Origin of the sequence: Kitasatospora sp. NPDC093550, assembly GCF_044764985.1 — a bacterium.
Lineage (GTDB): Bacteria > Actinomycetota > Actinomycetes > Streptomycetales > Streptomycetaceae > Kitasatospora.
The window spans coordinates 251,770-272,302 of record NZ_JBIWJF010000004.1; the positions used below are offsets into that span (position 1 = coordinate 251,770).

The window sequence follows — 20,533 nt, forward strand, 5'->3', positions numbered from 1 at the left end:
CACCGCAATGCGCGGGTCTGTCCCCCCACCCTGTGGCACGAACGAGCCGAGGGTCGCCGCGCGGGAAAGGCACAGGGCACCCCTAGATGAGTGCGAACACCACCAAGCCGGCGGCGACCGCCACGGCCCCCGACCAGGCGGGGCCGCACGGACACGGCGGCGACGGCCACCTGAAGGCCGGGCTCAAGAACCGCCACCTGTCGATGATCGCCATCGGCGGCGTGATCGGCGCCGGCCTGTTCGTCGGCTCGGGCGCGGGCATCGCGTCGACCGGCCCCGGCATCCTGCTCTCCTACGCACTGGCCGGCGCGCTGGTCGTGCTGGTGATGCGGATGCTCGGCGAGATGGCCGCGGCCGACCCGCAGAGCGGCTCCTTCTCGGCGTACGCGGACCGCGCGCTGGGCCGCTGGGCCGGATTCACCATCGGCTGGCTGTACTGGTTCTTCTGGGTCGTGGTGCTCGCGGTCGAGGCGACGGCCGGCGCGAAGATCCTCAACCAGTGGGTGCCCGGCGTGCCCCAGTGGGGCTGGGCGCTCATCGTGATGGCGGTGCTGACCTCCACCAACCTCTTCTCGGTCGCCTCGTACGGCGAGTTCGAGTTCTGGTTCGCCGGGATCAAGGTCGTCGCGATCGCCGCCTTCCTGGTGATCGGCACGCTGGCCGCCTTCGGCCTGCTGCCCGGCACCCACGCCGTCGGCGCCACCAACCTGACCGGCCACGGCGGCTTCCTGCCGCACGGGGTGGGCGCGGTGTTCACCGGCATGCTGACCGTGGTCTTCGCCTTCATGGGCAGCGAGATCGTCACCCTGGCCGCCGGCGAGTCGGAGGACCCGCAGAAGGCGGTCACCAAGGCCACCAACAGCGTGATCTGGCGCATCGGCATCTTCTACCTGGGCTCGATCCTGCTCGTGGTCACCCTGCTGCCCTGGGACTCGGCCGAGGTCAAGGCCAGCCCGTACGTGGCGGTGCTGGACCACATCGGCATCCCGGGCGCCGGCCAGGTGATGGACGTGATCGTGCTGACGGCCGTCCTCTCCTGCCTCAACTCCGGGATGTACACGGCCTCCCGGATGGCCTTCTCGCTCGGCCAGCGCGGCGACGCCCCGAAGGCCTTCGCGAAGGTGACCGAGCGCGGCGTGCCGCGGGTCGCCATCCTGTCCTCGGTGGTCTTCGGCTTCGTCGCGGTGTTCTTCAACTACACCTCGCCGGACACCGTGTTCGCCTTCCTGCTCAACTCCTCCGGTGCGGTCGCGCTCTTCGTCTGGCTGGTGATCTGCGCCACCCAGCTGCGGATGCGCAAGATCATCGAGCGGGAGATGCCGGAGCGGCACACCGTCAAGATGTGGCTGTACCCGTACCTGACCTGGACCGCGATGGGCATGATCGGGTTCGTCATGGCGTACATGTTCACCGACGAGGACGGGCGCAAGCAGATGTACCTGTCGCTGGTCGCCGCGGCGATCGTGCTCGCGGCCTCGGCCGTGGTGGGCCGCCGGCGGCGGGCCGCGGTGGCGGCGGGGTCCTGAACCCGCCCGCCCCGTGCGGGAACGCCGGGCCCGGGAGCCGTTGCGGAGGCTCCCGGGCCCGGTTTCCGTTTCCGGGGCGGCCTGGAATCGGTTTCCGTTTCAGGGGCGGCCCGGGATCGTGGACCCCGCCCGGCCGCCCGGGCCCGGTGCGACCCTCCGGAACAGTTTGACCAAGGCACGTCAAGGGGGATACCTGGGCATGGCGCTCCCCCACGAGCGCTCCCCCACCCCCACCGGGAGACCCCGTGCCGCCCCGACCCGCCCCCACGTCACCTCCGCCTGCCCCGCACCGCGCGGAACCCGAGTCCGCCCGGCTGCGCTTCGGCCGCCGGCTGCGCCACTGGCGCGAGGCCCGCGGCCTCAGTCAGGCGGAGCTCGGCCGCCTGCTCGGCTACCACAACTCCCTGATCAGCCGGGTGGAGAACGCCCGCCGCTGGCCACCACCGGGAATGCCCGCCCGGGCCGAGGAACTCCTGCTCGCCGGCGGTGAGTTGGCGGACCTCTGGCAGACCGTCCGGCAGGAACGCGAACGCCTCGGCGAACTCGCCGCCGCCACCCGGCCGCCGCTCACCGCCGACACCGCCCCACCGGACGCCGCCACCGTCGAGGTGCTCGCCCACCTGCTCGCCGTCTACCGCGCCGCCGCCGGGCGGATCGGCGGCGAGGAACTGGCCGCCGTCCTGGAGCACCACGCCCGCACCCTGGGCGGCCGGCAGCACACCGCCCCGCCCGAGCGCCTCGCCGCCGTCCGCTCGCTCGCCGCCCAGTACGCCGAACTCGCCGGCTGGGCCCACTTCGAGGGCGACCGCCGCACCCGCGCGCTCGGCTGGTACGCCACCGGACTGGAGTGGGCCCGCGCCACCGGGGACCAGGCCACCGCGGCCGCCCTGCTCACCCGGCAGAGCACCCTGCAGTGGTGGTGCGGCGACCCGTCCGCCGCACTGGCCCTGGCCGAAGCCGCCCGCACCACCGCCCCCGCCCTGCCGGGGCTGCGCGCCTGGGCCGCCGTCGCCCGGGCCCACGCCCACGCGCTGGCCGGCGAGGCGCCCCAGGTGCGCCGGGCGCTGGCCGAGGCCCGGAGGCTCGCCGACGCCGCGCTGCGCGCCGGCGATCCGACTCCCTGGACGGCGCGCGCCGAGCTGGTCCTGACCGTCGCCCACGGCACCTGCCGACGGGACCTCGCCGTCCGCGCCGACCGCACCACCCGCGCCCGCACCGCCCACGCCCGCACCGCGACGGCCCGGCTGGAGGCCGCCCTGCCGCTGCTCGATCCGGCCGCCCACCCGCGCGACCACGCCCTGGTCACCGCGCGCCTCGCCGGCGCCCACGCCCTCGCCGGCCGGCCCGACGCCGCCGCCGCCCTGCTCGCCCGCCTGCCCCCGAACCCCACCGGCCGCATCGCCCACGAGCGGCGCCGGGCCGAGGAGTGGCTGCGCGGGTGAAGGCCCGGGCGGGGCGGACCCGGCCCGGGCGCCACGGCCGCGGTCCGGCCCCCGGTCGGGCTCGCGGTTCGGCTCCCGGTTCAACGCGGCGGGACCGGCCACCACCTGCGGGTGTGGTGACCGGCCCCGCCGGGTCGGGTCGGCCGCTCAGAGGCCGGCCGCCGCCGCGGCGATGTCCGCCGCGTAGGTGCTCACCTGGGTGTAGACGCCCGGGTAACCGGCGCGGGCGCAGCCGTTGCCCCAGCTGACGATGCCGACCTGGACCCAGCGGCCCGCCGCGTCCCGGTTGACCATCGGGCCGCCGGAGTCGCCCTGGCAGGTGTCGACGCCGCCCTGGTCGACGTAGCCCGCGCACAGCGAGCCGGCCGTGTTCAGGCCCGGGTAGGCGCTGGAGCAGGTCGCGTCGTCGACGAAGGGCACGGTGGCCTTGAGCAGGTACCGCTGCTGGGCGCCGCCCTCACGCGCGGCACCCCAGCCCATGATGGTGAAGGTGCCCTTGTCGTAGGCGCTGGAGGTGGCGATCGGCAGGGTGCTGACCTGGCCGCCGCTGACCGGCGAGGCCAGCTTGATCAGCGCCCAGTCGTCGCCGTTCTCCGCGCCGGTGAAGGCCGGCGACTGGTAGACGTAGGTGGAGCGGACCTTGACCGCGCTGCCGCTGCGCAGGTCGACCGCGCCGACGGTGGCGGTGATGCCGCTGTCGGCGCCGGTGCCGTCGACGCAGTGGGCGGCGGTGAGCACGATCTGCGAGGTGTAGAGCGCGCCGCCGCAGCCCATCGAGAGCCGCACCATGAACGGGAACTCGCCCTGCGCCGCCCGGGTGCCGCCGACCACGGTGGGGGACGGCGCGGGCGAGGCGGCGGCGGGCAGCACCAGCGCGCTGCCGCCGAGCACCAGGGCGGCCAGCAGGCCTACGACTCTGCCGAGTTGACGCTTCATCGGGCTCCTCCTTGACAGGTGGGGGAACACCGAGAGTGGCCCGAGGGGCGGCGCGGCAGGAGGGCCTCGGCCTTGCCGATCCAATCTGGCAGGAACACGGCAATGTGGGGTTCCGGGCCCGGAAGCCCTAGGGTGATCGCCCATGCGGGATCTTGTGGCGGGGATGAAGTACCTGATCGAGGGCCAGAAGTGGGTCGGCCGGCACGGCCGCCGGTGGGGCTTCGGAATGCTGCCCGCGCTGATCGCCCTGGTCGGCTACGTCGTCGCGCTCGCCTTCCTCGGCGCCTGGTCCGTGGACCTCGCGGCCTGGGCCACCCCGTTCGCCGACCACTGGGGCTCGCCCTGGCGGAGCCTGCTGCGCGACGCGCTCGCGGCGATCGTCTTCGGCGGCGGCCTGCTGTTCTCCCTGCTCACCTTCACCGCCGTCACCCTGCTGGTCGGACAGCCCTTCTACGAGGCGCTCAGCGCCACGGTGGACGAGACCGAGGGCGGCGCGCCCACCCCGCCCGACACCCCGCTCTGGCGCGAACTGCTGATCGCGGTGCGCGACAGCCTCGCCGTACTGGTGCGGGTGGCCGGGTTCGGCGTGCTGCTGTTCGCCGGCGGGTTCATCCCGGTGGTCGGTCAGACGGTGGTCCCGGCGCTGGGCTTCCTGGTGTCCGGCTTCTTCCTGACCGTCGAGCTGACGGCCGTCGCCCTGCAGCGCCGCCGGGTGCCGCAGCCCGAGCGGATCCGGCTGCTGCGCGCCCGGCTCGGGCTGGCGCTGGGCTTCGGAACGCCGCTGGTGCTGGCCTTCCTGGTGCCGCTGGTGACGGTGCTCGCCATGCCAGGGGCCGTCGCCGGCGCCACCCTGCTGGCCCGCGACCTCGTCCCGACCCCGTCGGGGGAGGGCTCGACGGAGGACGCCGCGCAGGAGGCGGAGCACGACGCGCACCGGGTTCCGCCGGCGGCGAAGTCCACCCCCGGAAACCGGTACACGCCTCCCGGCGCGTGACCCTCCGGTCACCCTGCGCCGACCTCGCACCGGCAGACGTGTGAGGCCGCCCACAGGGGGATCGGCGTCTACGACCCCCGATAGTGGACCGGCGCCCTGCGGGCTCCGGTCCGGCTCCGGCACCCGGCGACCCCGGCGCCGACCCTGGCGGCGTCCGACCTGAAGAACGCTGGCCACCGCGAGTGTCGCCCTTGCGTTCCTCCGATGTCACCGGCGCGTGACCCCCGGAAGAGCGATCCGGACAAAACACATCAAATCCACCACTCGACCTCGGCGTGACCTCGCCACGGCCACTACTCCGCGTCGTAGCACGCGGCTTTGCGACCCGTCGCGGGCCCTGCCAAGAATGGTCCGTCGCCAGGCAGCGCGGCCCGTCCGACCCGGATCCGCCGCGCAGCCCGCCCGCCCCGCCGCTTCCGCCGGGGCGCCTCGGCCGTCCCGGACGGCCGCGCGGGCCTCGCTCACCCGGAGCCCGCGCGATGCCCCGTGCCCGGCAGACCGGCGCGGCCCCCGACGGAGAAGGAACGCCGCTTCATGCAGCTCAGCCATGCCCGCCGCAACTCCCTGATCACCGGCGTCGCCACCCTCGTGGTCGCGAGCGCCGCCACCGCCGCCCTCGCCATCCCGCAGGCCGGGAACACCGTCGAGGCCGCCGCCCCCGCGGCCGCCGTCTCGGTGGACGGCAAGCCGGTCGCCGACCAGGCCCAGGCCGACACCGCTGCCGCTGCCGCCGCCGCCCAGCAGGCCGCCCAGGAGGCCCAGGCCGCCCAGGCCAAGGCCGAGGCGGACGCCGCCGCCCAGGCCGCCGCCCAGGCGCAGGCCGAGGCCGAGGCGAAGGCCCAGGCGGACGCCAAGGCCAAGGCCGACGCCGAGGCGGCCGCCTCGCGCTCCCAGGAGCGCCAGAACCTCGCCGCGACCACCTACTCCGGTACCCCGCAGCAGATCGCCGCGCAGATCGTCCCGGCCGGCCAGCTGCAGTGCTTCAGCAACATCGTGTTCCGCGAGAGCAGCTGGAACCCGCTGGCCGTCAACGCCTCCTCCGGCGCCTACGGCCTGGTGCAGGCCCTGCCGGGCTCCAAGATGGCCTCCGCCGGCGCCGACTGGCGCACCAACCCGGCCACCCAGATCAAGTGGGGCCTGAACTACATGAACACCCGGTACGGCAGCCCCTGCGCCGCCTGGTCGTTCTGGCAGGCGCACCACTGGTACTAGGCCGACCCCCCTGGGCCGCCCCACCGGGCCGACCCGCCCCTCGGCACCCCCGGGCCCGCGGCGCAGCGCACGCGTCGCGGGCCCCGCGCGTTCCGGTCCCGGTTCCGATCCCGCGCCGTACCGGCCGGTACGCGGGGGCGGCGCGGCCGGTTCACGTCTGTCGTGGACGCGTCCGGAAGGCCGCGTGAAGATATGGCGCACGGTCGTACGATTTGCCGCCAATTGGCAGGAATTACGGGCCGTCAGGGCTTTGCCACCGTTCGCGGACCCTCTTACGCTCCGGCGTCATGCCCTCACCCCTGATCAGCGTCGTGCTCCCCGCCTACGACCGGCACGAACAACTCGCCTCCTGCCTGGACTCGCTGCTCGCGCAGTCCCTGGCCGACGTCGAGGTGATCGTGGTCGCCGACCGCTCCCCCGAGACCGCGGGCGGGCTCGCCGACGCGTACGCGGCACGCCACCCGCAGGTGAGCGTGCTGCACCTGAACGCGGCGGTCGGGGTCGGGGTGAGCCGGAACGCGGGGGCGGCGCGGGCGACCGGCGAGTACCTGCTGTTCCTCGACGCCGACCACCTGCTGCCCAGGGACGCGCTGCAGACCCTCGCCGACCGGCTCAAGCAGACCGGCCCGGTGGACGTCCTGCTGTTCGGCCACTCCCGCCGGCACAAGGACCGGGACTGGCCGGGCGGGGCCGAGGCGCTCCTCGCCGAGGCCGGCCCCGAGGTGTTCGCGCCCTTCGACCGGCCCGCGCTGTTCGGCGCGCCGCCGCTGGTCTGGGACCGGCTGATCCGCCGCGGCCACTGGGAGGAGCTGGGGCTCGCCTTCCCCGACGGCCGCTACGAGGAGGTCCCGGTGGTGCACGCCGCCCTGCTCGGCGCGCGCAAGGCCGCCGTGCTGGCGCGCGAGTGCGTCCAGCTGCGCCGCCGGGAGACCGTCCACCCGTCGGGTGGTCCGGGCAGCAGCGTCTTCGACCTCTTCGAGCAGTACGAGCGCAGCTTCGCCCTGCTGGAGGAGCAGCCGCACCTCTACGCGGTGCGGGACGCCCTGTTCGTCCGGATGATCCGGCACTACCTGTTCGTCTTCGACCTGGCCGGCTGCGTCGCCCGCGCCGAGCGCCCGCAGTTCTTCCACCGCGCCGCCGAGCACCACCGCCGTTTCCAGCCGCCCGGCCACCGCCGGCCGGGCGGCCGCGAGGGGATCAAGTTCTCGCTGCTCGCCGGCGGCGCCTACCCGGCGTTCGAGGTCGCCAAGCTGTCCCACATCGCGAAGGGCACGCTCACCGGGCGCAAGTGACCGGCTCCCCGCGTGCCCGGCGCCCGGACGGCGCCCCGGCTGCGATCATCGGCGGAGCCGTGTCGCCGCCGTACCGCCCGGGAGGTCCCCGTGAGCCGTCCGTCCGCCGTACCCGGGGCCGAACTGGCCCGTGAGCTGGGCGCCGTGCTGCGCGGGGAGGTCCGCTTCGGCGCCGCCGAGCGGACCGTCTACGGCCATGACGCGTCCAACTACCGGCAGCTGCCGCTCGGCGTGGTCAGGCCCGCCGACCTCGACGACGTGCGCACCGCGCTGGCGCTCTGCCGCGCGTACCGGGTGCCGGTGGTGGCCCGCGGGGCCGGTACCAGCATCGCCGGGCAGGCGATCGGCCCCGGCGCGGTGGTGCTGGACTTCCGCCGCCACCTCGGCGAGGTACTGGAGGTCGACCCGCAGGCCCGCACCGCGCGGGTGCGGCCCGGCACCGTCCTGGACGACCTGCAGCGCGCCGCCCGGCCGTACGGACTGCGCTTCGGCCCGGACCCGTCCACCCACAGCCGCTGCACCGTCGGCGGCATGATCGGCAACGACTCCTGCGGCTCGCACTCGCTCGCCTGGGGCCGCACCTCCGACAACGTCGAGCGGCTGGAGCTGCTGCTCGCGGACGGCACCGAGCTGACCGTCGGCGGCCGGCTCGGCCCCGCTGAGCGCGCCGCGCTCACCGCGCGGCCCGGTCGGACCGGCGAACTCCACCGGCAGCTCCAGGAGTTCACCGACCACAACCTCACCACCATCCGTCAGGGCATGCCGCGGCTTCCGCGCCGCGCCTCCGGATACCCGCTGGACGCGCTGCTGCCCGAGCACGGCCACGACCTCGCCCGGGCGCTCACCGGCACCGGGGGAACCTGCGCGCTGCTGCTCGGCGCCACCGTCCGCCTGGTCGAGGAGCCGCCCGCCCGCGCCCTGGTGGTGGCCGGCTACCCCGACGAGGGCGCCGCCGCCGACGCGATCCCCGCACTGCTGCCGTTCCGGCCGCTGACGGCCGAGGGCCTGGCGGCCGACCTGATCGCCGCCCTGCTCGCGGCCGGCCCCCGCCCGCCCGCGCTGGACCGGCTGCCCGCCGGCGAGTGCTGGCTGTTCCTGGAGACCGCCGGCGCCACCCCGCTGGCCGCCTACCAGGCCGCGCGCGAACTCGCCGACGCGGTGCGCCGCGAGCACGCGGCCACCGTCGCGCTGGTCACCGATCCCGTCGAGCAGCGCGGGCTGTGGGCCGTCCGGGAGGCCGGCGCCGGGATCGTCACCCGGCTGCCCGGCGGCGGGGAGGCCTGGCCCGGCTGGGAGGACTCCGCCGTCCCGCCCGAGCGGCTCGGCGACTACCTGCGGGAGCTGCGCGCCCTGCTGCGCCGGCACAGCCTGCGCGGCGTCCCGTACGGGCACTTCGGCGAGGGCTGCGTGCACCTGCGGATCGACTTCCCGCTGGACCGGCCCCACGGAGTGCTGGTCTTCCGGGAGTTCCTGGAGCAGGCGGCCGACCTGGCGGTCTCGTACGGCGGCTCGCTCTCCGGCGAGCACGGTGACGGGCAGGCCAGGGCCGAGCTGCTGTCGCGCATGTACCCGCCCGACGTCATCGACCTGTTCGGCGCGTTCAAGCGGATCTGGGACCCGGAGAACCTCCTCAACCCGGGCGCCCTGGTCGACCCCCGCCCGCTCGACGCCGACCTGCGCTTCGTCCCCCCGCCGCACCGGCCGCTGCCGCTGGCTCTCCCGTTCGATCAGGACGGCGGCAGTCTGGCCAGGGCGGTGCACCGCTGCGTGGGCGTCGCCAAGTGCGTGGACCCGACCACCGGGGTGATGTGCCCGAGCTACATGGCCACCGGCGAGGAACGGCACTCCACCCGGGGGCGGGCGCGGCTGCTCGCCGAGATGCTGCGCGGGATGGCGGCCCCACCCGGCGCCCCGGCCGGGGCCGCGATCACCGACGGCTGGCGGTCCGAGGAGGTCCGGGAGGCGCTCGACCTCTGCCTGGGCTGCAAGGGCTGCGCCGGCGAGTGCCCGGTCCACGTCGACCTGGCGACCTACAAGGCCGAGTTCCTGCACCAGCACTACCGGCACCGCCCGCGCCCGCTCCCGCACTACTCGATGGGCTGGCTGCCGCTCTGGCTGCGGGCCGTCGCACTCGCGCCGGCCGCGGCCAACACGCTGGCCCGCTCTCCGCTCGGCGGGCTGCTCAAGCGGCTGGGCGGGATCGACCCCCGCAGGGTGCTGCCGGTCTTCCCGCCGGAGACCTTCACCACCTGGTACCGGCGGCACCGTGCGGCGCACCCGGCCCCGGCCGGCGCGCCACCGGTCCTGCTGTGGCCGGACACCTTCTCCGAGCACCTCCAGCCGAACGTGCCGCGCGCGGCCGTCGAGGTGCTGGAGCACCTGGGCTTCGACGTCCGGCTGCCCCCGGGCCCGGTCTGCTGCGGCCTGACCTGGTACGCCACCGGACAACTCGGCACGGCACGAAGGGTGTTGCGGCGCAGCCTGCGAACACTGGCCGCCGCCGGCCTGCCGGCCGACACCCCGGTGGTCGGCCTGGACCCGAGCTGCACCGCGACCCTGCGCGAGGACCTCCCCCGGCTGCTCGGCGCCGACGGCCGCCCGCTCGCCGAACGCACCCGCACCTTCGCCGAGTTCCTCGACCGGTACGCCCCCGACGCCCCGCTCCCCCGCGTCCCGCTGGACGCCGTCACCCAGACCCACTGCCACCAGCACGCCGTGCTCGGCAGCGCCGCCGACCGCCGGGTGGAGGCCCGACTCGGCCTCGACAACCGGGTGCTGGACTCCGGCTGCTGCGGCCTCGCGGGCAGCTTCGGCTTCGAGAAGGGCCACTTCGACGTGTCCGCGGCGATCGCCGAGCGCGTCCTGCTGCCCGAGCTCCGCGCCGCCGGTCCGGACACCGTGATCCTCGCCGACGGCTTCAGCTGCCGCACCCAGATCGCCCACCTCGCCGACGGCCGCCAGGCCCTGCACCTGGCCGAACTGATCGCCCGGGCCCTGCGCACCGCGGAGTGACGACGACGCGCCCCGCCGACGCCCGTGACCTCCGGCGCCACCTCGACACCCTGGCCGCGCCGAACCCCTGACAGCGCGCCGACGCCACCGCCACAATGGCGCGATGACCCTCACCACCGCCGAGGCTGACAAGCTCCTGGCCGACCACTTCGCCCCCTGGGTGCAGGCCCTCGGCCTGTCGACCGTCGAGACCGGCGAGCAGTACGCCGTCCTGCGCCTGCCCTGGTCCGGCCAGCTCGCGCGGGAGGGCGGCGGGCTGTCCGGCCAGGCGCTGATGGCCGCCGCCGACACGGCCTGTGTGATCGCGCTCTCCGCGGCCCGCGGCGGCTTCGGCCCGATGACCACGGTCCAGCAGTCGACCAGCTTCCAGCGCGCCGTCCTCGACCGGGACGTCCTGGTGCGCGCCCGGATCACCAAACTCGGCCGCCGGATCGCCTTCCTCGACGTCACCCTCACCCCCGAGGACGCCGAGGACCCCGCCGCCCACGCCACCGCGGTCTACGCCTTGGGGTAGCCCGCGTGCGTCTCCCGGTGATGGGGCAGGCCCACACCGGTCGGCTCACGCCCTGGGGCGACCGGGAGGAGCGCTCCCCGCAGGCCCACGGCGGCTCCGCCCCGGCGGCCTGACCGTTCCGACACGGCCGCGGTCCCCACCCTCGCCGGGGTGGGGACCGCGGACCGCGCGCACGGACGACGGGGTCAGCCCAGGGCGGCCTTACTGGGGGCCTCCTCCGAGCAGACCGCCGACACGAACTCGGCCAGCCGCGCCTGCGGCAGACCGCGCGCGATGTCCGCCTCGCTGATCATGCCGACCAGCTTGTGCTCCGGGTGGTTGATCACCGGCAGCCGCCGCACCTGGTACTGCTCCATCACCCGCAGCACCTGCTCGGCGTCCTCGTCGGCCTCCACCGTCATCGGCCGGCCCTGCGCCAGCTCGCCCGCGGTCACGGACGCCGGGTCACGGCCCTCGGCCACGCAGCGCAGCACGATGTCACGGTCGGTCACGATGCCGAGCAACCTGTCGTTCTCCCCGCAGATGGGCAGTGCGCCCACGTGTCGTTCCCGCATGATCCGGGCGGCGGCCGCGAGCGTCTCGTGCTCGCGGATGCACTCCGCGCCCGGGTGCATGATGTCGCCGGCTGTGGTCATGGTCCGCCTCCTGACCTGGCTGCCTTCCCCCGTCCATCCTGCTGCGGCCGGGTGGCCGACGCCACCGGGCACCGCTCAGGGCTCCGCGTCCGCCTGGGTGCCGGCGCCGTGCTCGGCCCGCCCGTCCGGCGACGAGCCCGCGCCCTCCAGCGGCGAGCGCTCCAACAGTTCCTCCAAGGGCGGCAGTTCGTGGCGGGGCGGCTCCTTCTCCACTTCCCCCTCGGAGACCTCCCCGCTCTCCACCGCCTCCTCCGCCGCCTTCGCGCCGGCCGCCGCCGCGGCCGCCGTCAGCAGGTTCCGCTGCTGGGCCTCGGTCGCGCTCTCCAGGAACCGCAGCAGCTCCACCGGGAAGGGCAGCACCAGCGTCGAGTTCTTCTCCGCCGCGACCTCCACCACGGTCTGCAGCAGCCGCAGTTGCAGCGCGGACGGGGTCGCGCTCATCACCGCGGCGGCCTCCGACAGCCGCTCCGAGGCCTGGTACTCGCCGTCCGCGGTGATGATCCGCGCGCGCCGTTCCCGCTCGGCCTCGGCCTGCCGGGCGATCGAGCGCTTCATCGACTCCGGCAGAGCGACGTCCTTGATCTCCACCCGGTCGATCTCGATGCCCCACCCGAGCGCCGGACTGTCGATCATCAACTCCAGCCCCTGGTTGATCGGTTCGCGGTTGGCCAGCAGGTCGTCCAGCTCGCTCTTGCCGATGATCGAACGCAGCGAGGTCTGCGCGACCTGGGAGATCGCGAAGTGGTAGTCCTGCACGTTGACCGTCGCCTTCACCGGGTCCACCACGCGGAAGTACACCACCGCGTCCACCCGCACGGTCACGTTGTCCCGGGTGATGCCCTCCTGCGCCGGGATCGGCATCGTCACGATCTGCACGTTCACCCGGCGCAGCCGGTCGGCGACCGGCATCAGCGCCACCAGCCCGGGTTCGCGCACCTCGTCGCGCACCCGGCCGAAGCGGAACACCACGCCCTTCTGGAACTGCTGCACCACCCTGATGCTCAGGCCCGCCCAGATCGCCCCCAGCCCCACCAGCCCCCCGAGGGCCCCCAGCACCGCATCGACGATCATCGCGGCCTCCTCGCGGCCCGCGCCCACCGGCGTCTCCGACCGCCACCCACCCGGCCCGGGCAGGCGTCATCGGAGCAACTGCTTCCACGCTACGTCTGCCCGCCACGGCCGGATCGAACCCATCCGGACCAGGACGAACCGGGATCAATGACCCGGCCTTCCGGGAGCACCCCGAGGCTTCCGGGCTCGCCCTAGGATCGGGACATGCCGAGCCTGGCCACCCCGCCGTCCCCCGCCGACGACCCCGGCGACCCGCGACACCCCGCCGAGGCCTCCGCCCGCGCCGACGGGCTCCCCAGCCTCGACCGCGTGGTCACCGGCTGCCGGGCCTGCCCCCGCCTGGTCGAGTGGCGCGAGGAGACCGCCCGCACCAAGCGCCGCGCCTACCAGGGCTGGGACTACTGGGCCCGCCCCATCCCGGGCTTCGGCCCGCCCGACGCCCCGCTCGTCCTGGTCGGCCTCGCCCCCGCCGCCCACGGCGCCAACCGCACCGGCCGGATCTTCACCGGCGACCCCTCCGGCGACCTGCTCTACGCGGCCCTCCACGAGCTCGGACTCGCCAACCGCGCCGCATCCGTCCGCCACGGCGACGGCCTGGAGCTGTACGGCGTGCGGATCACCGACCCGGTCCGCTGCGCCCCGCCCGACAACAGGCCCAGCACCGCCGAGCGCGACACCTGCCGCCCCTGGATCACCCGCGAACTGCAGCTGCTGCGCCCGACCGTACGGACCGTGGTCGCCCTGGGCGGCTTCGCCTGGCAGGCCCTGCTCCCGGTGATCGCGGACGCCGGCTGGCAGGTCCCCCGGCCCCGGCCCGCCTTCGGCCACGCCGCCCGGGTCACCCTCCCGGCCCGGGACGGCGGCCCACCGCTACGGCTCTACGGCTGCTACCACGTGAGCCCGCGCAACACGAACACCGGCCGTCTGACCACCGCGATGCTCCGGGACCTCCTCCGCGACGCGGCCCGCTCGGCAGGCCTCGACCCCCGGTAGTCCCCGAACCGGCCCACCGCGTCCTGGGGCCCGTCTTCAAACCCCCGCCTGCGGGCCGACGGGGGTGTGAAGACGGGCCCTAGCCGAACCGCGCGAGCTTCGGCTTCCCGGCCCGCTTCCACACGCCCGGCAGCCGCTCGCGCGCCGCCTGCTCCGCGGCCAGCTGGCGGCCGTACAGGACGCCGTAGCCGAAGGGCTCGCCACCGGCCGAGGCCTGGGCGGCGAGGGCGGCCGCGGCGACCACGGCGTCCTGGTGCTCGCCCAGGACCTCCTGGACGGCCTTCATCCGCTCCGTGTAGCGCTCGGCCCGGCGGCCGGCCGCCGGGGCGGCGGTCTCCCCGGCGTAGCGGGCGCGCTTGGCGGCCTTGCGGGCCGCGTGCAGGGCGCCGTCGCGTTCCCCGGGACCGGCCGCGAGGGCGGTCCGGACGCGGTCGGCGGTACGGCGCTGCTCGCGGGCGGCGATCCGGGACAGCTCGGCGACCGCGGGGCGGTCGGCGCGGCGGCGCAGCGGAGGGTCGGCGAGGAGGGCGGCGAGGGCGTCGCCGAGGTCGCGGCGGCGGGGGCTGTCGAGGGCGGCGACCACCTCGGGCCAGACCCGGCGGTACTCGGTCTCGCCCCACCGTTCGAGCGCCGCAGCGACCCGCTCCGGCCCGCACCCGGCGGGCAGCTCGCGGGCCTGGGCGGCCAGCCGTTCGGCCAGCACCTCGCGGTCGCGCGCGCCGCCGAGGGCGCCGCCCAGCCAGCGCAGCTCCGCGACCAGCTCGTCCGTCGCGCCGGGGGCGAACAACCGACGGAAGGTACGCAGGGCGCTGCGCAGCCGTCGGCAGGCGACCCGCATCCGGTGCACCGCGTCCGGTTCGTCCGCCCGGACGGCCTCGTCCAGGCCGGCCAGCACCGCCGCCTGCTCCTCGACGCGGGCCAGCACCACCTGCCCCACCGTGGTCTCGGGTTTCGCCATGCGCGCCATCCCCTCAGTCGGGGCACCGGGATCGCTTCCAGGCTAGTCGGGCAGCGAGGGCTGTCGACCCCGCGCCCGGTTGAGGGGTGGTCAGGAGAAGCGCAAGGGTCCACGCGCCCTCGTGCCGGGTGTGAGCGTCATGGCATACTCCGGGGCGTGACGACCTCCACCCATGCGACCAGGGCCCTGCGGGCCGCGGTGTTCACCGCGCTCGCCGTGCCGATGGCCGCGTTGGGCCAGGTGGTCATCACCGGCCGCCCGCTGCCGCTGTCGCTGGTGGCCTCGGCGTGTGCCGTCGTGTTCCTGGTCGCGGCCGTCCTGGCCGGTGGGGAGCGGCGGATGCTGCACATCTCCGCCGTGATGGTGCCGGTCGAGCTGCTGCTCAACACGACCTTCAACCTGGGCCAGACCGGCTGTGGGCCGGTGTTCTCCGGTCAGGTCCCCGCTCGCGGGGTGAACCTGCTGGTCTGTGGCGGCGGTTCGATGGACGGGTCGCTGCTCTCGGGGCCGCTCGGCCACGCCGGGCAGTTGGCGCCCGCGCTGACCCAGCTGCTGCTCCTGCTGGTGCACCTGGTGATCGCGCTGGCCGCCGCCGCCTGGCTGCGGCTGGGCGACTCGGCCCTGTCGGGTCTGGCCCGCGCGCTGCGCGCGCTGCGGGAGTCGCTGGCCCGGCCGCTGCGCGCCCTGGTCGTCCTGCTGGCCCCGGCCCCGGCGCGGCCGGTGCTGCGGGTGCCGCTGCCGGTGTCGGACCGCGCGCGGCCGCGCCGTGAGGACGTGGTGCTGAGCCCGGCGCCCCGCCGCGGCCCGCCCGCCTTCGCGCCTGCCTGCTGACCGCTTCCGCACCGGTTCGCCCCGGATTCCCCGGGCTCCTCGGATTCCCCGGGCGGCGGTCCCTTCCGTCCCTGGGGTCGGGCCCCCGGCCCCCGGACGCCCGCAGGCAGTGCGCACGACTCCCGCGTTCCCCGATCCCGCCGCACCCGGTGCGGTTTCCCGCGCGCACCCGCGCGCCGCGTACAGGAGTTGACTTCCCATGGCTCAGGCCCCCAGCAAGCAGCAGGCCAAGCGCATCAGTGCCCGTGAGCGGATCCAGGAGGCGCAGCGCCTGGAGCAGCAGGCCGCCAAGCGCCGTCAGCGGATCGTCGTGACGGTCACCGCCGTGGCGGTGCTGGCCCTCGCCGGCGGTACCGCCGTCGCGATCAACTCGGCGTCGAAGAAGAGTGACGCGGCCGCCGCGGCCGCCACCTCGGCGCCGCTGGTCGTCCCGGCGAACGCCGGCGGCCCGAACGGCACGGTGATCACCTACGGCAAGGCCGACGCCCCGCACACCATGGAGGTCTACGAGGACTTCCGCTGCCCGGTCTGCAAGCACTTCGAGGCGGCGAACGGCGAGACGGTCAAGAAGCTCACCGAGGACGGGCAGATCAAGGTGGAGTTCCACCTGGCGGCCTTCCTGGACAAGAACCTCGGCGGCAAGGGCTCGCGCACCGCGCTGGCCGCGGCCGGTGCCGCGCTGAACGAGGGCGTGGACAAGTTCAAGCAGTTCCACGACGTGCTGTACGCCAACCAGCCGGACGAGCGCGAGGACGGCTTCGGCGACGTCAACCACCTCCTGGACCTGGCCGGCCAGGTGCCCGGGCTGAAGACGGACGCCTTCGTGAAGGCCGTCACCGACCGGACCTACGCGCCGTGGGCGGCGAAGGTGGCGGACGCGTTCAACGACAGCGGGGTGACCGGTACCCCGACGGTGAAGGTGGACGGCAAGCCGATCACGCTGTTCAGCGGCAACGCGGCGGCCTCGCCCGAGCAGTTCACGGCCCAGGTCAAGCAGGCCGCCGGCCTGCAGTAACCCCCGGCCCGACCACCCCCAGCACGGCACCACCGGCCCGGCCGAACTCCCGGCCGGGCCGGCCCCTCCCAGCCAGCCACCGGAGTGTGCTGCCATGTCCGCCGCTTCCACCGTGCACCTCTCCCGCCCCGTTCCCGACGCCGCCGACCGGGCCCCGGTCGGGGCGGGCCGGGCCTTCGCGCTCCTGCTGTTCCTCGGCGCCCTGGTCGGGCTGGCCGCCTCGGCCGTCCTGACCTTCGACAAGCTCCGCATCCTGGAGAACCCGTCCTACGTCCCCAGCTGCAACATCAACCCGGTGATCAGCTGCGGTTCGGTGATGCGCACCGAGCAGGCGGAGGTGTTCGGCTTCCCGAACCCGCTGCTGGGCCTGGCCGCGTTCGGCGCCCTGGCCGCGATCGGGGCCGGGCTGCTCGCCGGTGCCGCGTACCGGCGCTGGTTCTGGCTGGGCCTGCACGCGGGCACCGCGCTGGGCGTGGTGTTCGTGCACTGGCTGGTCGACCAGGCGCTGTACGACATCGGCGCGCTGTGCCCGTACTGCATGGTGGTGTGGGCGACGGTGGTGCTGCTGTTCTGGTACACCACGCTGCACAACCTGCGCACGGGGGTGATCCCGGTCGGCCCGCGGCTGCGGGTCGTGGTCCGGGAGGCGGCCCGCTACCACTGGGCGCTGCCGGTGCTGTGGGCGGCGGTGATCGCGCTGCTGGTGCTCAACCGGTTCTGGTCCTACTGGAGCACCCTCCTCTGATCGGACCGTCCGTCACCCCAGGTACCCCGCCGAGTGCAGCAGCGCGGCGGCGCCGGTCCGCCGGGCCTCCAGAGCCCCGGTGAGCCGGCGCGCCGCGCAGGGGTGCAGCAGGGCGGCCGCCCGCGCGGGGGCGAACCAGCCGTAGTCGGCGATCTCCTCGACCTGCAGCCGGACCACCGCGCCCTCCTCGACCGTCCCGCCGTCGAACATGAACTGCACCGCGGGGTGGGCGTGTTCGCCCTGGTCGGGGATGACGTCCCGCCACTCCACCACGAGCAGCCTCAACTCCCGCGCGGCCAGGCCGGTTTCCTCGAACAGCTCGCGGGCCGCGCACTCGGCGGGCCCCTCCCCCGGGTCCATCCCGCCGCCCGGGAACTGCCACTGGTCCCGGTAACTGGCCTTCAGCAGCAGGACCTTGCCCTCCGCGTCGGTGAGCAGCACGCTGCAGCCGACGTAGGCGCGCACCATCCGGGCGAGCCACTCCTCCTCCGAGAGTGCCCAGGTGTCCGTCATCGCGCCTCCTCCGCCGGGTGCCGTCATTCGAGGTCAATCTGCCGCGATCGCCGCCCCGCAAACGGTGGTTCGCACTCGATCACCCGAACGAGTGCCCTCCCCTCCTCAGCCGAAGACCGACCGCCGGAAGGCGTTGCGCAGATCGGTCAACGGCTGGGTGACCCGGTCGTGGTGCACCTTGTTGGTGAGCAGCAGCGCCCACCGCCCGAGCCGCCGGGAGACCCAGAAGCCCGTGCCGGTGAAGCCGTAGTGGACGAAGGTGCCCTCGGCCGGCTCGGTGCCGGGGGCGTACAGCCAGGACAGGCCGCGGGCCGGCCGCAGCCCGCCGGTCTGCTCGCGCAGCGACTCCTCGATCCACGCCCCGCCCCAGGGCAGGGCGGGCGGCGGGGCGAGCAGCGCGGTGAGGAAGCGGCCGAGGTCGCGGGCGGTGGAGAAGGCGCCGGCGTTCCCGGAGACCCCGCCGAGCAGCCGGGCGGACGGGTCGTGGACGACGCCGCGCAGGTGGCCGCCGGTCGATTCGTCGTACTCGGTGGGCGCGGTCCGGTCGAGGAGCGCGGCGTCGAGCGGCCCGTACCGGGTGTCGGCCATGCCCAGCGGGTGCCAGGCCCAGCGGGCGGCGAGCACGTCCAGCGGCGCGCCGCCGAGCTCCTCGACCAGGTGGCCGAGCAGCACCGCGGCGCGGTCGGTGTACTCGACGGCCGTGCCGGGCGCGCGGTGCAACGGCGCGGCCAGCACCCCGGCCCGGATCGCCGCCGGGTCGCGCCCGTAGAGCTGCTCGAAGCGGGTGTACGGGAGCATCCCGGCGGTGTGCGCGAGGAGCTGCCGGACGGTGACGGCGCCGGCGGCGCGCCCGGACGCCGGCGGCCACCACCGGCCGAGCGGTTCGTCCAGTGGCAGCCGGCCGGATTCCCACAGCACCCCGGCACAGGGCCAGAGCGCGACGACCTTGGTGAGGCTGGCGAGGTCGTAGAGGGTGTCCGGCCCGGGCACGAGCCGCGCGTACGGGCCCCGCCCGAGCACGCCGTGACCGCCGCCGCCGAGCCCGCCCCCGGCGTCGCCGACGGCCCACACCGCGCCGGCCCCGACGGTGCGGACACCCGCGCCGACCAGCCGGTCCAGCTCCCCGCCCGGCGCGGCCAGGGCGGGGAGCCGGTCGGCTCCGGGTGCTCGGTGGCTCATGCCGTCCCCCCGGGGCGTGGCGCGTCGTCAGGGCGACGGGAGCCTACCCGGCCGCGCGGCCGCTCAGACCGCGGCGAGTTCCTTGCCGAGGCAGATGGCCAACGGGTGGTCCCGGTAGTAGCCGAACTTGCGGATCGGCGCGTAGCCCTCGGACTCGTACAGCGCGACGGCCTCGGGCTGCTTGCTGCCGGTCTCCAGGATGAACCGGGTGTGCCCGGCCTCGACCGCGGTCAGCTCCAGGCGGCGCAGCACCGCCCGGGCCAGGCCCCGGCCGCGGGCGTCCGGAACCACGAACATCCGCTTCAGCTCGGCGTCGCCCTCACGCAGCTCGTCCGGGCCTCCGGCCTCCTTGGCCCGCCAGCCGCCGCAGGCGACCGGGCGGCCGTCCAGGTAGGCGATCAGGAACAGCCCGGCCGGCGCCTCGAAGTCATCGGCGGACATCTCGGTGAAGTCGGGGTCGCCGTAGCGGCGGACGTACTCCTGCTGCACCTCCGCCGAGAGGGCCTGGGCGTCGGGGTGGGCGTAGCCGGTGATGCGGAACTCGACGGTCCCGGTGTCCCGGGTGGCGGTGGTCTCCATGGTCGAAAAGCCTACGAGCTCCGCTCAGCGGGCCTCGAACCGGGCGACCAGCTCGTCCTTGCCGAACATCCGGGCGGTGTCGACGGCGCTCGGGGTCCCGGCGTTCGGGTCGGCACCGCCGGCCAGCAGGGCGGCGAGCACGTCGTCGGCGCCCTTGAAGACGGCGCCGGCCAGCGGGGTCTGGCCGCGGTCGTTGGCGAGGTTCGGGTCGGCGCCGTGCCGCAGCAGCGCCTCCACGGTGGCGGCGTGGCCGTGGTACGCGGCGAGCATGACGAGGGTGTCGCCGCGGTCGTTGGTGAGGTCGGCCGGGGCGCCGGCGTCCAGGTAGGCGGCCAGGGTGTCGGTGTCCCCGGCGCGGGCGGCGTCGAAGAGCTTCCCGGCGAGCGCGATCACCTCGGCGTCGGGGGCGTCGGCGGGCTGCTGGCTGGCGGCGTCGGTCATGGCGGGCGGCCTTTCCGGTCGGGTCGTCGGGCGGTCACGGGCTGCGCCCAGGGCACGGTAGCGGCCGGTGCGGGAGCGGGCCAGCCGGTGTCCGAGATCCGGATGACGGCCCGGGCGCGCCACGACACGCGGCCGCGCGGGTTGCGCGGCCATCCGAGCGAACTTCGCGGACCCCCCGGAAACTTCCCGCCCGCCGTCAGGGAATGCCTCGGCGCACCGATTCCCCACGGCGACCGCCCCCACCCCGGCCGGTTCGCATACCGCCGTCCGGCTACCGGAACGGCATGGAACGGCAGAACCACCCATTTGCCCCGTTCCATCATCTATTACTTTTTGTCACGATTAGTGCACTTTCTGTAACACCCCCTCGCTTGTCCCCCCTCCCGAGGAGCGGAACGTGATCCTCTCGATTTCCGGCATCGTCCTGTTCGGCACCATCGCCTTTCTCTACTTCCGCAGGGACGGACTAAAGGTCTCCCACGCCCTGGTCTGCGCCCTTCTCGGCTTCTACATCGCCGGTTCGTCGATCGCCCCGAGCATCAACGCGGGCGGCGCCAGCCTCGCGAGCCTGCTCAGCGGCATCAGGTTCTAGCCGCCGCCACTCCCCCGTACCGGCCCGGGCGCGGATCCCACCGCCCCGGGCCC

The 20,533-nt window shown here is 75.1% G+C and carries 20 protein-coding genes; 12 read left to right on the forward strand and 8 right to left on the reverse strand.

Annotated features, from left to right (window positions below; all coding sequences use genetic code 11):
• Positions 1-86: 86 nt before the first annotated feature.
• Together ACIRD3_RS08340 and ACIRD3_RS08345 are read left to right on the forward strand one after the other, a co-directional pair.
• Positions 87-1,526, forward strand: a complete 1,440-nt coding sequence (locus ACIRD3_RS08340) for an amino acid permease (RefSeq protein ID WP_402213197.1) — start codon at positions 87-89, stop codon at positions 1,524-1,526.
• 245 nt (positions 1,527-1,771) lie between these two features.
• Positions 1,772-2,968 (forward strand): helix-turn-helix domain-containing protein, encoded by a 1,197-nt coding sequence (locus tag ACIRD3_RS08345; protein ID WP_402213199.1) that lies wholly within the window; start codon positions 1,772-1,774, stop codon positions 2,966-2,968.
• Between the two features lie 147 nt (positions 2,969-3,115).
• Here ACIRD3_RS08345 and ACIRD3_RS08350 read toward each other — a convergent pair whose 3' ends face one another.
• Positions 3,116-3,904 (reverse strand): S1 family peptidase, encoded by a 789-nt coding sequence (locus tag ACIRD3_RS08350; RefSeq protein ID WP_402213201.1) that lies wholly within the window; start codon positions 3,902-3,904, stop codon positions 3,116-3,118.
• 142 nt (positions 3,905-4,046) lie between these two features.
• Here ACIRD3_RS08350 and ACIRD3_RS08355 point away from each other — a divergent pair, with 142 nt between their 5' ends.
• The 5 genes from ACIRD3_RS08355 (at position 4,047) to ACIRD3_RS08375 (ending at position 10,928) form a co-directional block, all read left to right on the forward strand.
• Complete coding sequence (locus ACIRD3_RS08355) at positions 4,047-4,898, forward strand: EI24 domain-containing protein (RefSeq protein ID WP_402213203.1); 852 nt, start codon at positions 4,047-4,049, stop codon at positions 4,896-4,898.
• A 534-nt stretch (positions 4,899-5,432) separates the two neighbouring features.
• The gene (locus ACIRD3_RS08360) at positions 5,433-6,110 is read left to right on the forward strand and encodes a transglycosylase SLT domain-containing protein (RefSeq protein WP_402213205.1); all 678 of its coding nucleotides are present in this window, start codon (positions 5,433-5,435) and stop codon (positions 6,108-6,110) included.
• A gap of 287 nt (positions 6,111-6,397) precedes the next feature.
• Complete coding sequence (locus ACIRD3_RS08365) at positions 6,398-7,402, forward strand: glycosyltransferase family 2 protein (RefSeq protein WP_402213207.1); 1,005 nt, start codon at positions 6,398-6,400, stop codon at positions 7,400-7,402.
• A 90-nt stretch (positions 7,403-7,492) separates the two neighbouring features.
• Positions 7,493-10,414, forward strand: coding sequence for an FAD-binding and (Fe-S)-binding domain-containing protein (locus ACIRD3_RS08370; RefSeq protein ID WP_402213209.1), 2,922 nt, complete (start codon positions 7,493-7,495; stop codon positions 10,412-10,414).
• Positions 10,415-10,517: 103 nt separating this feature from the next.
• Positions 10,518-10,928 carry a PaaI family thioesterase gene (locus ACIRD3_RS08375; RefSeq protein ID WP_402213211.1) on the forward strand — a complete coding sequence of 137 codons (411 nt, stop codon included), beginning with the start codon at positions 10,518-10,520 and terminating at the stop codon, positions 10,926-10,928.
• A 185-nt stretch (positions 10,929-11,113) separates the two neighbouring features.
• Here the strand turns inward: ACIRD3_RS08375 and ACIRD3_RS08380 are convergent, their stop codons facing one another.
• Both ACIRD3_RS08380 and ACIRD3_RS08385 read right to left on the reverse strand, forming a co-directional pair.
• The gene (locus tag ACIRD3_RS08380; protein WP_402213212.1) at positions 11,114-11,563 is read right to left on the reverse strand and encodes a CBS domain-containing protein; all 450 of its coding nucleotides are present in this window, start codon (positions 11,561-11,563) and stop codon (positions 11,114-11,116) included.
• Between the two features lie 75 nt (positions 11,564-11,638).
• Entirely contained in the window at positions 11,639-12,634 is a 996-nt protein-coding gene (locus ACIRD3_RS08385) for a slipin family protein (RefSeq protein ID WP_402213214.1), read from the reverse strand.
• 204 nt (positions 12,635-12,838) lie between these two features.
• Here ACIRD3_RS08385 and ACIRD3_RS08390 point away from each other — a divergent pair, with 204 nt between their 5' ends.
• Positions 12,839-13,627 (forward strand): uracil-DNA glycosylase, encoded by a 789-nt coding sequence (locus tag ACIRD3_RS08390; RefSeq protein ID WP_402213215.1) that lies wholly within the window; start codon positions 12,839-12,841, stop codon positions 13,625-13,627.
• A gap of 79 nt (positions 13,628-13,706) precedes the next feature.
• On the opposite strand, the gene ACIRD3_RS08395 is transcribed toward ACIRD3_RS08390, so the two are convergent.
• Positions 13,707-14,585 carry a CHAD domain-containing protein gene (locus ACIRD3_RS08395; protein ID WP_402213217.1) on the reverse strand — a complete coding sequence of 293 codons (879 nt, stop codon included), beginning with the start codon at positions 14,583-14,585 and terminating at the stop codon, positions 13,707-13,709.
• 156 nt (positions 14,586-14,741) lie between these two features.
• Between ACIRD3_RS08395 and ACIRD3_RS08400 the strand changes: the two genes are divergently transcribed.
• The 3 genes from ACIRD3_RS08400 to ACIRD3_RS08410 all read left to right on the forward strand — a co-directional run bounded on the left by ACIRD3_RS08400 (position 14,742) and on the right by ACIRD3_RS08410 (position 17,176).
• A complete protein-coding gene (locus ACIRD3_RS08400) occupies positions 14,742-15,416 on the forward strand; it encodes a hypothetical protein (protein ID WP_402213219.1) in 675 nt (224 codons plus the stop codon).
• A 199-nt stretch (positions 15,417-15,615) separates the two neighbouring features.
• Positions 15,616-16,431 (forward strand): DsbA family protein, encoded by an 816-nt coding sequence (locus tag ACIRD3_RS08405; protein WP_402213221.1) that lies wholly within the window; start codon positions 15,616-15,618, stop codon positions 16,429-16,431.
• A gap of 94 nt (positions 16,432-16,525) precedes the next feature.
• Complete coding sequence (locus ACIRD3_RS08410; protein WP_402213223.1) at positions 16,526-17,176, forward strand: vitamin K epoxide reductase family protein; 651 nt, start codon at positions 16,526-16,528, stop codon at positions 17,174-17,176.
• Positions 17,177-17,188: 12 nt separating this feature from the next.
• On the opposite strand, the gene ACIRD3_RS08415 is transcribed toward ACIRD3_RS08410, so the two are convergent.
• The 4 genes from ACIRD3_RS08415 to ACIRD3_RS08430 all read right to left on the reverse strand — a co-directional run bounded on the left by ACIRD3_RS08415 (position 17,189) and on the right by ACIRD3_RS08430 (position 19,888).
• Positions 17,189-17,689, reverse strand: a complete 501-nt coding sequence (locus ACIRD3_RS08415) for an NUDIX domain-containing protein (protein WP_402213224.1) — start codon at positions 17,687-17,689, stop codon at positions 17,189-17,191.
• A gap of 105 nt (positions 17,690-17,794) precedes the next feature.
• Positions 17,795-18,868, reverse strand: a complete 1,074-nt coding sequence (locus ACIRD3_RS08420) for a serine hydrolase domain-containing protein (protein ID WP_402213226.1) — start codon at positions 18,866-18,868, stop codon at positions 17,795-17,797.
• Between the two features lie 63 nt (positions 18,869-18,931).
• Positions 18,932-19,447, reverse strand: coding sequence for a GNAT family N-acetyltransferase (locus ACIRD3_RS08425; protein WP_402213227.1), 516 nt, complete (start codon positions 19,445-19,447; stop codon positions 18,932-18,934).
• A gap of 24 nt (positions 19,448-19,471) precedes the next feature.
• Positions 19,472-19,888 (reverse strand): ankyrin repeat domain-containing protein, encoded by a 417-nt coding sequence (locus ACIRD3_RS08430; protein ID WP_402213229.1) that lies wholly within the window; start codon positions 19,886-19,888, stop codon positions 19,472-19,474.
• 397 nt (positions 19,889-20,285) lie between these two features.
• Between ACIRD3_RS08430 and ACIRD3_RS08435 the strand changes: the two genes are divergently transcribed.
• Positions 20,286-20,480: a hypothetical protein gene (locus tag ACIRD3_RS08435; protein ID WP_402213231.1), complete on the forward strand. Its 195-nt coding sequence runs from the start codon at positions 20,286-20,288 to the stop codon at positions 20,478-20,480.
• Positions 20,481-20,533: the final 53 nt, after the last annotated feature.

Excerpts from the sequence above, each read along its gene's own strand:
- ACIRD3_RS08340 (WP_402213197.1), top strand. The coding sequence starts at position 87 with ATGAGTGCGAACACCACCAAGCCGGCGGCGACCGCCACGGCCCCCGAC.
- ACIRD3_RS08350 (WP_402213201.1), bottom strand. The coding sequence starts at position 3,904 with ATGAAGCGTCAACTCGGCAGAGTCGTAGGCCTGCTGGCCGCCCTGGTG.
- ACIRD3_RS08355 (WP_402213203.1), top strand. The coding sequence starts at position 4,047 with ATGCGGGATCTTGTGGCGGGGATGAAGTACCTGATCGAGGGCCAGAAG.
- ACIRD3_RS08360 (WP_402213205.1), top strand. The coding sequence starts at position 5,433 with ATGCAGCTCAGCCATGCCCGCCGCAACTCCCTGATCACCGGCGTCGCC.
- ACIRD3_RS08365 (WP_402213207.1), top strand. The coding sequence starts at position 6,398 with ATGCCCTCACCCCTGATCAGCGTCGTGCTCCCCGCCTACGACCGGCAC.
- ACIRD3_RS08375 (WP_402213211.1), top strand. The coding sequence starts at position 10,518 with ATGACCCTCACCACCGCCGAGGCTGACAAGCTCCTGGCCGACCACTTC.
- ACIRD3_RS08380 (WP_402213212.1), bottom strand. The coding sequence starts at position 11,563 with ATGACCACAGCCGGCGACATCATGCACCCGGGCGCGGAGTGCATCCGC.
- ACIRD3_RS08385 (WP_402213214.1), bottom strand. The coding sequence starts at position 12,634 with ATGATCGTCGATGCGGTGCTGGGGGCCCTCGGGGGGCTGGTGGGGCTG.
- ACIRD3_RS08390 (WP_402213215.1), top strand. The coding sequence starts at position 12,839 with ATGCCGAGCCTGGCCACCCCGCCGTCCCCCGCCGACGACCCCGGCGAC.
- ACIRD3_RS08395 (WP_402213217.1), bottom strand. The coding sequence starts at position 14,585 with ATGGCGAAACCCGAGACCACGGTGGGGCAGGTGGTGCTGGCCCGCGTC.
- ACIRD3_RS08405 (WP_402213221.1), top strand. The coding sequence starts at position 15,616 with ATGGCTCAGGCCCCCAGCAAGCAGCAGGCCAAGCGCATCAGTGCCCGT.
- ACIRD3_RS08410 (WP_402213223.1), top strand. The coding sequence starts at position 16,526 with ATGTCCGCCGCTTCCACCGTGCACCTCTCCCGCCCCGTTCCCGACGCC.
- ACIRD3_RS08415 (WP_402213224.1), bottom strand. The coding sequence starts at position 17,689 with ATGACGGACACCTGGGCACTCTCGGAGGAGGAGTGGCTCGCCCGGATG.
- ACIRD3_RS08420 (WP_402213226.1), bottom strand. The coding sequence starts at position 18,868 with ATGAGCCACCGAGCACCCGGAGCCGACCGGCTCCCCGCCCTGGCCGCG.
- ACIRD3_RS08425 (WP_402213227.1), bottom strand. The coding sequence starts at position 19,447 with ATGGAGACCACCGCCACCCGGGACACCGGGACCGTCGAGTTCCGCATC.
- ACIRD3_RS08430 (WP_402213229.1), bottom strand. The coding sequence starts at position 19,888 with ATGACCGACGCCGCCAGCCAGCAGCCCGCCGACGCCCCCGACGCCGAG.